We start from the raw sequence: 12665 nt of genomic DNA, 5'->3' as shown, positions 1-12665 counted from the left end.
ATGATAAAATATCGCACAGACGTACAATCTATGGTATGACACTTCATGGCGGGTCTGGCTTTCCCGGCGCCGCCTGTTTGGAGGACTTTTATTGAAGATAACAGGAAAGATACGAAACAGCATGACTTACAAAAAAAAGCTGTTTTACGCAATAACAGCACTTTGTTTTATCGGCTCGCTCATTTTCGTCAATTACAACGCTTCTTTTTATGAGCGCCCGATTGCCAAAGTGACGAAAACAACATTGGAGCATCAATCTGACGTGCAGGACATGCATAAAAACAAAGATAGGATTTTCAATCAGAGGATCACAGCCAAACTTGAAAACGGCAGTCGGAAAGGACAGCTCATTCATTTGTCCAATCAATATTCATCCTCCGGAGCGAATGATCAGAAATATTCAATCGGCGATGAAGTATTCGTTTCTATTGATAAAGGAAACACGTCAAATAAGGATATATCGGGAAGCATTATAGATAAAAAACGGGATAAACAGCTTTTGCTGATCGCTTGGATTTTCATATTCACCTTGCTTATCGTCGGTAAAAAACAAGGCTTCTTTTCGATCATCAGCCTGATCTTTAACGCTGTTTTGCTGTCGTTTGCATTAGATTTGTACCGGAAGCACCAGAACATCGGGCTCATTTTCATCTGCGGTATCTGTATTCTCATCTTTACTGTCATATCATTGCTGCTTGTCAGCGGCTTTCACGCGAAAACATATGCGGCCATAGCCGCGACGCTCGCAGGCACATTTGTTTCCCTGCTGATTACGTATCTTGTGATGACGGCTGCCGGAGAGAAAGGGCTCAGATATGAAGAAATGCAGTATTTAACCCGCCCTTATCACACGGTGTTTATGGCTGGGGTATTCATCGGATCACTGGGAGCGGTCATGGATGTGGCCATTACCATGACGTCATCTGTCTTTGGGTTATATGAAGAAAACAAGAGTATCTCATTACAAGCGCTTAAACGGTCCGGGATGGAGATCGGAAAAGACATAATGGGGGCGATGACCAACATTCTGTTTTTTGCTTATATAAGCGGCTCTATTCCGATGATGCTTTTGTATCTGAAAAATGATTCACCGATAGGATTCACTCTTTCTATGAACATTTCCTTGGAAATAGCCAGAGCATTGGCCGGGGGGATCGGAATTGTTTTAACCATACCTGCCAGTCTGTATGCTTCTATCTTTTTCATTAAACGAAAGAAGGCAAGCTCATGAATGTCATCGTAATTCTTGCGGCGATTTTATTTCTATTGATGGTCATGATCGGCGGTAAAAAGGGAGCGAGATCATTTATTGCGTTATTTTTAAATTTCGGTGTTCTCTTTCTCACCATCATTTTAATGACAGACCCGCATATCAATCCGATTGTTTTAACATTGCTCTCTTCCGCCGTGATTTGCAGCATTACACTTTTTTATATTAACGGGGGAAACGTCAAAACCGTAACCGCCTTTATTTCTGCAATGCTGACGATTGTATTGCTGCTGTTTTTTATTATGGCCGTAACGAAACATACTTCGATTCAAGGATTTGGTGAAGAAGAACTGGGTGATATCGGTATATTCACGCTTTTTGTCGGGGTGGATTTTGTGAAGGTGACCGCTGCGATGATCATTATGGGCACGATAGGGGCGATTACCGATGTGGCGATTTCCATTACCTCGCCCATGAGAGAAATTCACAGCCATAATCCGTCCATGAACAGAAAAGATCTGTACAAATTCGGTTTAAGCATCGGGAGAGATATTTTAGGAACGAATACGAATACTTTATTCTTTGCTTTTTTCGGCAGCTATCTGGCTTTAATTATATGGTTTAAAGACTTATCATACTCTGCTGAAAAAATAGTGAACTCAAAAGTCTTCAGCGCAGAAGCCGTCACCATTCTTTGCGCCGGAATCGGGATCGGCTTGATCATTCCCGTTACGTCCTGGATCACCGCCTATTTTTTAGCGAAACAAAATAAACGTTAAAAGCTGCCGGCAGTTTCCCGGCAGCTTTTTTATCTTATACCCACTTCACAACGTCTTTTGAGACAGATCTTGTTTTCGGGCGCGGTTCTCTGACACGGTACCCGAATGCGGCCATGACGGAGATGTCGAAACTTCCGTCTTCAAGAAGCCCTTCTTCTTCAAGAATCCGGTGAATTTCTTTGTAATTGAAGCCTTCTACCGGGCAGGAATCAATGCCGATCTGCGCAGCGGCTGTCATCATATTGCCGAGGGCGATATATGTCTGCTTTGATGCCCAGTCAAACAGCGCACGATCTGATTCAAGCAGATTGAAATCATGTTTCTGGAATTCTTCCGTTTTGCTGATATAGCCTTCATACATATCATCCGGCATTTTTTTGACTTCCCGCAAGTGGTTTTTGACATAGTCGGCGTCAAAACGGATATCCTTTGCCGTCCGGGCAAGCAGAAGAACGAAATGGCTTGCGGTCGGCAGCTGCTTTTGCGCGCCCCACGTGAACTCGCGAAGTTTTTCGCGAAGCTCCGGATTTTGGACAACGACAAATCTCCAAGGTTCAAGACCGAGTGAGCTTGGGGATAATCTTCCCGTTTCTAAAATGAATTCAAAATCGCTTTCTGAAATTTTTTTCTCAGGATCAAATTCCTTTGTGGCGTGTCTGAATTGATACGCTTCGATGATCTCGTGTTTTTTATCTGACATTCTGATCTCTCCTTTACAATCTCGTATGTACTATTGTAGCCAACATTTTTAAAAGTACCAGTACGCACATTTTTGTTGGATAGTATCCATTTTGATACTGACAAAAAAACGGACTGCCGCGGCAGTCCGTTCTTATTTTTCTCTTCTCGCAAAGTCGACGAAACGAAATTTATCGAGCCTGTGCCGGCTTTCCGTATATTGAAAGAGGCTGGTGTCCTCCAAAAACACACGGTTTTTCACGACCGCCATATGGCTGAATCCGCCGAGATCCAAATACTTTCGGTCTTCTTCCCCTGCCGGCTCCACGACAATTTCTTTTTGCGCGTAGCTGATTGACAGACCGAGCTCTTCTTCGAGATACTCGTAAATCGAATCTTCGCAAATCGCCTTCGTCAAAAGAGGAACGTGCTTTTTCACAAAGTAATCCTTGTCCAAAATAATGTGTTCTCCGTCAATCCGCCTTGATCTGACGACTTCCCACACCTTTTCATCCGCCTTTGTGCCAAGCTCTTTTGCGGCTTCGGCGGGAGGCGGAATCAGCCCGAGACGGTGAACCGTCGTTTTCGTCTCTTTTCCGAGCGTTTCCGAAAGCTCCTTAAAGCTGATCAGGCCTGAGACGGGAAAACGCATTTTTTCTCTGTCTAATATGACGGAGCCTTTGCCTTTGATTTTCTGGATGTAGCCGTTTTGCGCCAGCATATTGAGCGCTTTGCGGACGGTTTCTCTTGATGCGCCGTATTGATCGCACAAATCATTTTCAGACGGAAGAACGTCTTCCGCCTTCCGCATGCCGCTTTCGATTTGCTGCACCATGTCTTTATAGATTGTGATGTATTTATTCACTTTCATTCATGACCACCCAGATTAGTGTATCACGCTTTGGTCAGATGATAAACGATCGATTCATACGGACGGAGCGTCAATCGTTCCGGCCGCCCTTCCCTCTGTTCATCATTCGTCAACAGCACCGTAAACCGCCAGCCGGCCATGTCTTCAAGCGGGAGCGTAAAATCCGCTTCTTTTCCATAGAAGTTGTTGATGCACAGGAGTTTTTCATCCTTGCCGTGTCTCACGTACGCCAGAACCGACGGATCGTCTTCAGCAAGCAGTTCAAACGTTCCTTCGGTCACGATGTCATATTCCTTTCTGAGCCGGATGAGCTTCTGATAATGGTAGAAAATTGAATCCGGGTCCCGCAAAGCCGCTTCTGCGTTAATGTCCTGATAATCATCCGCCGCGGGAATCCAAGGCGTTCCCGTCGTGAAACCGCCGTTCGGTTCGCTGTTCCATTGAACGGGAGTCCTTGAATTGTCTCTTGATTTCTCTTTTAAAATGGCGATAATGTCTTTTTCGGGCACGCCCTCTTCCTTCATCTTCTTGTAAATGTTCAGTGATTCGACATCACGGTATGAGCCGATGTCATCGAATTTCGGATTGCCCATGCCGATCTCCTCGCCTTGATAAATGTAAGGCGTTCCCTGCATCATATGAATCGCCGACGCCAGCATTTTAGCTGATTTCGTCCGGTACACGCCGTCGTCTCCGTATCTGGATACGACCCGCGGCTGGTCGTGGTTGCACCAGAATAAAGCATTCCAGCCCCCGCCTTTTTGCATCTCCGTCTGCCAAAACGCTAAAATCCGTTTCAGCTTCAGAAAATCAAACGGAGCGAGCGCCCACTTTTCACCATTCGGATAATCCACTTTTAAATGATGAAAGTTAAAGGTCATATCGAGTTCTTTACTTTCCGGGTTTGTGTACCGGATGCAGTGATCAGCCGTTGTCGAGGACATTTCACCGACCGTCATGCTGTCATATTTCGAAAACACTTCCCGGTTCATCTCATGGAGAAATTCATGCACACGCGGCCCGTCCGTATAATAAGGACGCCCGTCATGTCCGTCCTTGGCATCAGGAAACGATTGGTCTTTAGAAATGAGATTGATCACATCAAGCCGGAAGCCGTCGATCCCTTTTTGGAACCAAAAATGCATCATGTCGTAAACCCGTTTTCTCATCTCTTCATTTTCCCAGTTCAAATCAGCCTGCGACACATCAAATAAATGCAGATAGTGCTGGCCTGACGCCGGATCGAGCTTCCAAGCGGAGCCGCCGAATTTTGATTCCCAGTTGTTCGGCGCCCGGCCGTCTTCCTTTCCGTCTTTCCAAATGTAAAAATCCCGATACGGACTGTCAGGTGACGAGACCGCTTCTTTGAACCACCTGTGCTCGACGGATGTATGGTTTACAACAAGATCCATGACGACCTTGATCCCTCTTTTGTGCGCTTCATTGAGAAGACGTTCAAAATCCTCCATTGTTCCGTATTCTTCATAAATGGTGCAGTAATCACGAATGTCATAGCCATTGTCATTCTGCGGTGAATCGTAAATCGGCGTAAGCCAAATGACATCAATCAAAAGCTTCTGTAAATAATCAAGCTTCTCGATAATGCCGTTAAGATCGCCGATCCCGTTTCCCGTCGTATCATTAAAGCTCTTCGGATAAATTTGATACACCGCTGCCTTTTTCCACCATGGTGTGCTGTCTGTTTTCATTTTTCTTCACCGCCTGTATTCGTTTGATTTGAAAAGGGAAAGGGACAGCCTGAATGAAGGCGTCCCGCAGGTTATCTATTTTTTCCGCTTCAGCCGCGCATACCCGTATGTTCCCGCAAACGGGAGAATCAGCACGATCAGCATTCCGAGCGCAAACGGCCCCCAGTACCGGCTCATGATGGAGAAAATCCCCGGCACGCCGCCGACTCCGACTGAGCTTGCCAAAACGCCTTTAACGGAGATGTACATCCCTGCGATTCCCGAACTGATCATGGCGATCACAAACGGAAATTTGTAACGCAGATTTACGCCGAAAATCGCCGGCTCGGTAATGCCCAAATATGCGGAAATGCCGGCCGTCAGTGAAAGCCCCCGCTGTTTTTTATCTTTTGTAATCAGCATCATGGCCAAAGCCGCCGATCCTTGAGCAATATTTGACAAAGCGAGCATCGGCCATAGAAATGTGCCGCCGAGCTTTGAGCCGATTAATTGAAGATCGACCGCCAGAAACGTATGATGCATCCCCGTAATCACAAGCGCCGAATACAGCCCTCCGTACAGCAGGCCGCCAATGGCGGAGAATTGGCCGAAAATAGCGATCAATCCCGCTGTCAGCGCGTTTCCGATCGCAAAAGTGATCGGTCCGATGATGACAAACGACAGAAAACCGATGACCAGCAGCGTCACAGGTGCGACGACTAACAGCTGAATGCCTTCCGGCGTCCGTTTGGTTAAAAAGAGCTCAAGCCTGGCAAGTAAATAAGACGCCAGCAGAATCGGAAGCACCTGACCTTGATACCCGACTTTCTGCACCTCAAGGCCGAAGAGGTTCCACACCGGAATATCGCCGCTCTGCTCGGCAGCCCCGTAGCCCCATGCATTCAACAGATCAGGATGCACAAGCATCAGCCCGAGCACGATGCCCAAAAGCGGGCTTCCCCCGAACCGCTTCACTGCTGACCAGCCGATTAAAGCCGGCAGAAAAGCGAAGGCCGTCCCCGCAATCAGATTAATCATATTGGCGAGATCCGCCCATTGCGGATACACTTGGACAATCGATTTTGTGCTGAAGAAAATGCCTTCCGCCGTTAAGATGTTGTTCAGACCCATTAAAAGCCCGGCTGTGACGATCGCCGGAAGGATCGGAATAAAGATGTCCGCAAGCGTTTTCACAGCGCGCTGCAACGGATTCATTTTTTGCGCTGCCGCCTTCTTTACGTCATCCTTTGACGCTTCGCCTATCCCTGTTTCCTACACTAACTCCGCATATACTTTGTTGACCGTCCCCTGCCCGATCACGACTTGAAATTGTCCGTTTACCGCAAAAGAACCTTTGACAATGTCTATTGCATCAAGCATTTTCTGATTCACTTTGGTTTCATCTATTAACGCAAACCGCAAACGCGTAACACAATGAGTCGCCGCCTCAATATTTTCGATTCCGCCGACAGCTTCAGCGATCTGCCGCGCAGCCCGGTTAAACTCACCCATGCCAACCCCTCCGTAACCGTTTTCATTTTGTCTTGTAAACTTGTATATACATGTTTATGACTCTATTGTAATGATGTATATACATGTCGTCAATCTATTTTTATAGCGCTTTCATCACAAATATACTGCGAAAGACCCTTACACAAAAAAATCCCCGCCGGGACGGGGTCTTGATTACTTGTTTTTCCCGGAGCATGTCCAGGCGGAATCACAACAGGAGCAGCAAAAGCATACAGTACTGTACAACTAAGTTAAAGAGGTGTGAAGAGATGCCATCCACTGTTATCAACCTGTACTATTTGAAGATTAACAGTATTTCTGGCAACGGATCTATTACGATTGGGGAAGCGGCATACAACAGTCCCACCACAAATAACAAATCACAAGGACTGAACTCTTCATTCGGCGATACGTCACCTATAGAATCGATGATGGAGAACTTGTTAAATGATCCTGATGTAAACGACCAGACAGCCATCGGAACCGCAGATACCGCAAATATTACGCCGGTGCCGCCCATTATAGATTAAAGGGGTTTTTATGAATGCCTTACCAAATTAACGTCGTCAATATAAAAGTAAACGGAGCAACGCAAAACGGAAACGTCGATATCGGTCAGACCGTACAAAACAGCCACACCGCCAACAGTAAACTTGTCGGCGCGAACTTTTCTTTAGGAGACTTTTCGCCGGCCGCCGGATGTTTGAATTCGGGCCATCTTGACCCTGACGTGAGCGATCAGGATCAGATCGCCAACCCGTCAATGCCGATCGCAAATCAAATATAGGGGAGCTATGCTGAAGTGGATATCGAAAAAATGAGAAAGTGGCTTGAGATTACGAATGAGCACAAGCCCAGCGACTTTTGGACCAATGTCCTGAAACGGAAATCTCCCGAAGAGTTTTTCTCCTTACAAAAAAACACCCTGATTTATGATATCTATCAGGATGAACAGTACACATTTGTCATTGTGGAATTGCCCGGTGTTTACGAAGAAGAATTAACATTGAGGCTGCTGTCAAGAACACGGCTGCATATAAAAGGAAACATCACGCCCCTTTTTCCCAAGGACATGGGAATCTGCCAAAACCGGTATTACGGGGAAATTGATGAGACGATTGATCTTCCTGAACCGGCTGAGCCCCATCTTTTACAGGCGCAGTGCGTCAACGGCCTGCTTCACATTTCCTATCCGCGTCTGATGGAACACATTCCTTTTCAGAAAAAAATATAAGGAGCCGGCTTACGGGCGGTTCAGCCATCTGTACACTTTCTCCTTATAATGAGAAGATGCGGGTTTTGAGAACATGGCTTTCTCCTCCGTCAGCTTGTCGAGCCTGACTTGTTTTTCCGTCCGTTTGTTCCGCAGGTGATCCAGCTCCGTTTCATTGCGGCACTTGGCGATCAAGTAATCGAGTGTCATCAGCTCTTTCTTCAGCGCGCCCTCATCCTCGGCGATCCCGGCATTTTTCAAGATTCGGTAGCCCATTCTGAGCGACTCCGGAAGATGTGCAGCATCGTCTTTCGGCAGGGGCTTTCCCATTCCTTTGATGCCGGCGAATTCTCCATCCTTAATGGCGCGCTTGATTTTATCTTCAGCCACGATATGGGCAATATCCATCATTTGTCACCTCTTTTTTTCGATTGAACCGGGTCATATCACACGGAAATGATGGTCCCAGTTTATCCCATCTTTATTTTTAAAGCTGTCATTCAACAGATAAACTGCCTTTGCGACAGCGTTTTTCGCCCTTTTTCCGATGAGCCTTTTCCACCTTTTCTATTTGCTGGTTTCATGGTATATTGATTACGTTCGTTTTTTCTATCGTTCCGTGTAAACCGTGATCGGAAAAAAGGAGTGTAACAATGAAAACATTTATAAAAGAAAGAGGACTTGCCTTCTTCTTGATAGCGGTCGTGTTATTGTGGGTGAAAACATATGCTGCTTATATTTTAAACTTTAACCTCGGCATAGACAACACGATCCAGAAAATATTGCTTTTTGTGAATCCGCTGAGCTCCAGCTTGTTCTTTCTTGGATTTGGACTTCTTTTCAAGAAAAAATTACAGCAGACAGCCATTATTGTGATTCATTTTTTATTGTCTTTTTTGCTTTATGCAAACATCGTCTATTATAGATTCTTTAATGATTTCATTACCATCCCGGTCATGATGCAGGCAAAAACAAACGGCGGCCAGCTCGGAGACAGCGCGTTTTCATTAATGAGATGGACAGACGCCTTCTACTTCCTGGATACCGTCATTTTGATTATTTTGGCCCTTAAGATGAAAAAACCGGCTGAAAAACCGGCGAAGAAATCATTCAGAATCGTTTTGGCTTCCGCCGTGCTTGTGTTCCTGATCAACCTGGCCGTCGCGGAATCCGACCGACCTGAGCTTTTGACACGCTCATTTGACCGAAACTATCTGGTGAAATATTTGGGCACGTACAACTTCACGATTTACGATGCCGTGCAGAATGTGAAGTCAAACAGCCAGCGCGCGCTTGCCGATTCAAGCGATGTAACGGATGTGGAAAACTACATGAAGGCCAACTATGACGTGCCGAACAACGTCTATTTCGGAAAAGCCGAAGGGAAAAACGTCATCTACGTCTCATTAGAGTCTCTGCAGTCCTTTATCATTGATTACAAAATTAACGGCAAGGAAGTGACGCCGTTCTTAAACAAACTGGCGCATGACAATCAAACATTCTACTTTGATAACTTTTTCCACCAAACGGGACAAGGTAAAACATCAGATGCGGAATTTATGATGGAAAACTCTCTGTACCCGCTGTCGCAAGGTTCGGTTTTCGTCAATAAAGCGCAAAACACGCTTCAGTCCGTTCCTGCGATCTTAAAAGGCAAAAACTATACGTCTGCCGCTTTCCACGGTAATACGCAGACTTTCTGGAACCGTAACGAAATGTACAAAGCGGAAGGCATCGATAAGTTCTTCGATTCCGCTTATTATGACATGAGCGAAGAGAATACGAAAAACTACGGCATGAAAGACAAACCGTATTTCAAAGAATCCATGCCGCTCTTAAAGAGCCTGCCGCAGCCGTTCTATACGAAGTTCATTACGCTGTCCAACCACTTCCCGTTCGGAATGGATAAAGAGGACACAGACTTCCCGGCAGGAGACTTTGGCGATTCAGTCGTCAATAACTACTTCCAGTCCGCGAACTATCTGGATGAATCAATTGAACAGTTCTTTAATGATCTGAAAAAAGACGGTCTGTACGATAAGTCGATTATCGTGATGTACGGAGACCACTACGGCATCTCTGAAAACCATAATAAAGCGATGGCGAAAGTGCTCGGCAAAGATGAGATCACTGATTACGACAATGCTCAGCTTCAGCGGGTTCCGCTCTTTATCCACGCTCCAGGCGTGAAAGGCGGCCGTAATCATAAATTTGCCGGCGATGTCGATGTCGCGCCGACCGTTCTTCATCTGCTCGGCGTCGATACGAAAGATTATCTCATGTCAGGTTCTGATATCTTATCGAAAGAGCACAGAGAAGTGATTCCGTTCCGTAACGGCGACTTCATCTCACCGAACTATACGAAAGTCGCCGGCAAGTATTACGATACGAAAACCGGAAGACTTTTAGATGATTCAGAAGTCGATAAAAAAGAAGACTCTCTCGTCAAAACCGAGCTTGAAATGTCTGATAAGATCATCAACGGCGATCTGCTTCGTTTCTATCAGCCGAAAGGCTTCAAGAAAGTGGACCCGTCACAATTCGATTATACGAAGCGTGAAGATTCTTCATCAGATGATCAAAAAGAATAAACAAAAGCCAGATCATATTATGATCTGGCTTTTTTATGTTCAACTTCCGGCTGCGGCCATTGAGCGCTTTTGCAGGCTGTCGGAAAGAACCGAATAAGCGACGACTTTCTTTTTCTGCTGTTTGACGACATCTACATGATCTTCGTAGCTGTATACAAACACCGTCACATCTTTTTTTCCTTTTCTCGTCTTAATGACAAGCGGATCGGCTCCGTTTTGCGGATGAAGATAACGCTCTTCATCACCCGGGTATATATAATGCCGTTCTATAAACACAGCTTCGTTAAAGTCATCAATCACCCGGCGTTTGTCTTCGCCTTCCAGACGTTTTCCGCCGAGGGATACGGCAGCGGACTCGTCACTGAGCTTTGAATGGGTTTCAAATTTGCGGAGAATCCATTCCACCGCTCCGGTAGGAAGGCATGTCAGTACAATCTTAATCAGGCTTATGACAACAATTGAAACAACTGCAATCCACGTCACCTTACATCATCTCCATACTTGTTCTACATGAATCTTAACACAGGAGGAAACGTTGTTTTTTGTACATTATGTGAAACTTGATAGATATGCAAAAAATCCGGATCGCATATATGATCCGGATTTTTCAAGTCTACTTCTGATCGTCACGGCGGACGGCCTCTCTCAGCTCCTCCGCGACAAATTCGACGTTCGGGCCGATAATGACCTGCGCCGTTTTATTCCCCGTTTTGATAACCCCTTTTGCTCCCGCTTTTTTAAGTGCCGCCTCATTAATGAGAGACGTATCATGTACGGTCAGTCTGAGGCGGGTCGCACAGTGGTCAATCGTTTCGAGGTTTTGTCTGCCGCCGAGCCCCTTGAGCATGGCATGTTCTTCAACGGAACCGGCCGTATCTTCACTAAGCACTTCCTCTTCCTCATCATCTTCCCGTCCCGGCGTTTTCAAGTTTAACGTTTTGATCAGTACGTAGAAGACGACAAAATAGAGCACCGCATAACAAATCCCGACAACGAGCAGCAAAAGCGGTTTTTCGGCAATGCCGTAGCTGAGGAGATAATCTATCGCCCCCGCTGAGAACGAAAAACCTGACCTGATTCCGAGAATATTGACGATAAATAAAGAGAATCCGGTTAATAAAGCATGGACCCCGTACAGAAGCGGTGATAAAAACATAAATGCAAATTCAATCGGCTCTGTAATTCCGGTAATAAATGCCGTCAGCGCGAGTCCGATCATCATCCCGGCCGTCGCTTTGCGCTTACTTGGCTTAGCCGCAGCAATCATTGCCAGACATGCGGCCGGAAGCCCGAACATCATAATCGGGAAGAATCCCGTCATATAAGTCCCGGCCGTCGGATCTTTTGCAAAGAAGCGGGCCAGATCTCCCGTTTTTCCGTGAAATTCACCAAACTGGAACCAAAAAATATTATTCAGCACATGATGCAGACCGAACGGAATCAAAAGACGGTTAAAAATCCCGTAAATCCCGGCGCCGATACCGCCAAGCCCGATCATCCATTCTCCGAATGATGTAATCACTGACTGAATCGGCGGCCACACAAAGCCGAAAATCCCGGCCAAAATAATGGTGATCAGCGCCGTTACAATCGGCACAAGCCTGCGTCCGCTGAAAAATCCGAGATATTCCGGCAGCTTCGTATCCTTAAAGCGGTTATACGTGTAACCCGCAATTAACCCCGCGATAATCCCCCCGAAAACGGCCATATTATTTGTCGAATTGATTGATTTTACAGCCGCCTCAAGCATTATATAGGAAATTGCTCCCGACAGAGCGGCGGCCCCGTTGCTGTCTTTCGAAATCCCGATCGCGATCCCGATCGCGAAAATCAGCGGCAGATGATCAAATACCGCTGTCCCCGCCGCGTAAATGAACGGAATATTTAATAAGTCCTCCCTGCCGATGGCCAAAATAATACCCACGGCGGGCAGAACGGCAATCGGAAGCATAAAAGATTTTCCGAGTTTTTGAAAAAATTGAAGCATTTTACCCATCCCCCTTCTTTTTTCTTAAATATAACACATAAGTTATCTAGTGATCTATACCAATTTTCCTTCATTTATTCAGACACGGCTTGTTGGTTTTCTATTTATAAACCAGTTGTGGTAAGCTTGAATAAGA

General features: G+C 45.9%; 12 protein-coding genes and 1 pseudogene. 6 read left to right on the top strand and 7 right to left on the bottom strand.

Features of this window, described 5'->3' with window-relative positions; all coding sequences use genetic code 11:
* Positions 1 to 91 precede the first annotated feature (91 nt).
* Together BAMF_RS24255 and BAMF_RS24250 are read left to right on the top strand one after the other, a co-directional pair.
* Entirely contained in the window at positions 92 to 1231 is a 1140-nt protein-coding gene (locus BAMF_RS24255) for a YibE/F family protein (protein WP_013351380.1), read from the top strand.
* Positions 1228 to 1989 (top strand): YibE/F family protein, encoded by a 762-nt coding sequence (locus BAMF_RS24250; RefSeq protein WP_013351379.1) that lies wholly within the window; start codon positions 1228 to 1230, stop codon positions 1987 to 1989. Before BAMF_RS24255 ends, BAMF_RS24250 begins: the two co-directional genes overlap by 4 nt.
* A 34-nt stretch (positions 1990 to 2023) precedes the next feature.
* Here the strand turns inward: BAMF_RS24250 and BAMF_RS24245 are convergent, their stop codons facing one another.
* The 4 genes and pseudogenes from BAMF_RS24245 to treP all read right to left on the bottom strand — a co-directional run bounded on the left by BAMF_RS24245 (position 2024) and on the right by treP (position 6738).
* Positions 2024 to 2689 carry an NAD(P)H-dependent oxidoreductase gene (locus BAMF_RS24245; protein ID WP_013351378.1) on the bottom strand — a complete coding sequence of 222 codons (666 nt, stop codon included), beginning with the start codon at positions 2687 to 2689 and terminating at the stop codon, positions 2024 to 2026.
* Positions 2690 to 2821: 132 nt separating this feature from the next.
* Positions 2822 to 3538 (bottom strand): trehalose operon repressor, encoded by a 717-nt coding sequence (treR, locus tag BAMF_RS24240; RefSeq protein WP_013351377.1) that lies wholly within the window; start codon positions 3536 to 3538, stop codon positions 2822 to 2824.
* 23 nt (positions 3539 to 3561) lie between these two features.
* Positions 3562 to 5247: an alpha,alpha-phosphotrehalase gene (gene treC / locus BAMF_RS24235; RefSeq protein ID WP_013351376.1), complete on the bottom strand. Its 1686-nt coding sequence runs from the start codon at positions 5245 to 5247 to the stop codon at positions 3562 to 3564.
* 75 nt (positions 5248 to 5322) lie between these two features.
* Positions 5323 to 6738, bottom strand: a pseudogene (gene treP / locus BAMF_RS24230) (PTS system trehalose-specific EIIBC component).
* 269 nt (positions 6739 to 7007) lie between these two features.
* Here treP and BAMF_RS24225 point away from each other — a divergent pair.
* Genes BAMF_RS24225 through BAMF_RS24215 form a run of 3 tightly spaced genes read left to right on the top strand, consistent with a single transcriptional unit; the run spans position 7008 to position 7972 of the window.
* Positions 7008 to 7268 (top strand): spore germination protein, encoded by a 261-nt coding sequence (locus BAMF_RS24225; RefSeq protein WP_007408496.1) that lies wholly within the window; start codon positions 7008 to 7010, stop codon positions 7266 to 7268.
* 14 nt (positions 7269 to 7282) lie between these two features.
* Positions 7283 to 7525, top strand: coding sequence for a spore germination protein (locus BAMF_RS24220; protein WP_013351373.1), 243 nt, complete (start codon positions 7283 to 7285; stop codon positions 7523 to 7525).
* Positions 7526 to 7540: 15 nt separating this feature from the next.
* Complete coding sequence (locus BAMF_RS24215) at positions 7541 to 7972, top strand: Hsp20/alpha crystallin family protein (RefSeq protein ID WP_013351372.1); 432 nt, start codon at positions 7541 to 7543, stop codon at positions 7970 to 7972.
* 9 nt (positions 7973 to 7981) lie between these two features.
* Here BAMF_RS24215 and BAMF_RS24210 read toward each other — a convergent pair whose 3' ends face one another.
* The gene (locus BAMF_RS24210; RefSeq protein ID WP_013351371.1) at positions 7982 to 8359 is read right to left on the bottom strand and encodes a DnaJ family domain-containing protein; all 378 of its coding nucleotides are present in this window, start codon (positions 8357 to 8359) and stop codon (positions 7982 to 7984) included.
* A gap of 245 nt (positions 8360 to 8604) precedes the next feature.
* On the opposite strand from BAMF_RS24210, the gene BAMF_RS24205 reads away from it, so the two are divergent.
* Entirely contained in the window at positions 8605 to 10542 is a 1938-nt protein-coding gene (locus BAMF_RS24205) for an LTA synthase family protein (RefSeq protein WP_013351370.1), read from the top strand.
* Between the two features lie 39 nt (positions 10543 to 10581).
* On the opposite strand, the gene BAMF_RS24200 is transcribed toward BAMF_RS24205, so the two are convergent.
* Both BAMF_RS24200 and nagE read right to left on the bottom strand, forming a co-directional pair.
* On the bottom strand, positions 10582 to 11025 hold the full coding sequence (locus BAMF_RS24200) for a YfmQ family protein (RefSeq protein ID WP_013351369.1): 444 nt from the start codon (positions 11023 to 11025) through the stop codon (positions 10582 to 10584).
* Positions 11026 to 11155: 130 nt separating this feature from the next.
* Complete coding sequence (gene nagE, locus BAMF_RS24195; RefSeq protein ID WP_013351368.1) at positions 11156 to 12529, bottom strand: N-acetylglucosamine-specific PTS transporter subunit IIBC; 1374 nt, start codon at positions 12527 to 12529, stop codon at positions 11156 to 11158.
* Positions 12530 to 12665: the final 136 nt, after the last annotated feature.

The sequence above is a fragment of the Bacillus amyloliquefaciens DSM 7 = ATCC 23350 genome (genome assembly GCF_000196735.1).
Taxonomy (GTDB): domain Bacteria; phylum Bacillota; class Bacilli; order Bacillales; family Bacillaceae; genus Bacillus; species Bacillus amyloliquefaciens.
The sequence above is the reverse complement of the archived record's forward strand: the minus strand, read 5'-3'. Positions and strand labels throughout refer to the sequence as shown.

What these genes read in the sequence shown, in the direction of transcription:
- BAMF_RS24250 (WP_013351379.1), top strand. Translation starts at nt 1,228, where the DNA reads ATGAATGTCATCGTAATTCTTGCGGCGATTTTATTTCTATTGATGGTC.
- BAMF_RS24245 (WP_013351378.1), bottom strand. Translation starts at nt 2,689, where the DNA reads ATGTCAGATAAAAAACACGAGATCATCGAAGCGTATCAATTCAGACAC.
- treR (WP_013351377.1), bottom strand. Translation starts at nt 3,538, where the DNA reads ATGAAAGTGAATAAATACATCACAATCTATAAAGACATGGTGCAGCAA.
- treC (WP_013351376.1), bottom strand. Translation starts at nt 5,247, where the DNA reads ATGAAAACAGACAGCACACCATGGTGGAAAAAGGCAGCGGTGTATCAA.
- BAMF_RS24225 (WP_007408496.1), top strand. Translation starts at nt 7,008, where the DNA reads ATGCCATCCACTGTTATCAACCTGTACTATTTGAAGATTAACAGTATT.
- BAMF_RS24220 (WP_013351373.1), top strand. Translation starts at nt 7,283, where the DNA reads ATGCCTTACCAAATTAACGTCGTCAATATAAAAGTAAACGGAGCAACG.
- BAMF_RS24210 (WP_013351371.1), bottom strand. Translation starts at nt 8,359, where the DNA reads ATGGATATTGCCCATATCGTGGCTGAAGATAAAATCAAGCGCGCCATT.
- BAMF_RS24205 (WP_013351370.1), top strand. Translation starts at nt 8,605, where the DNA reads ATGAAAACATTTATAAAAGAAAGAGGACTTGCCTTCTTCTTGATAGCG.
- nagE (WP_013351368.1), bottom strand. Translation starts at nt 12,529, where the DNA reads ATGCTTCAATTTTTTCAAAAACTCGGAAAATCTTTTATGCTTCCGATT.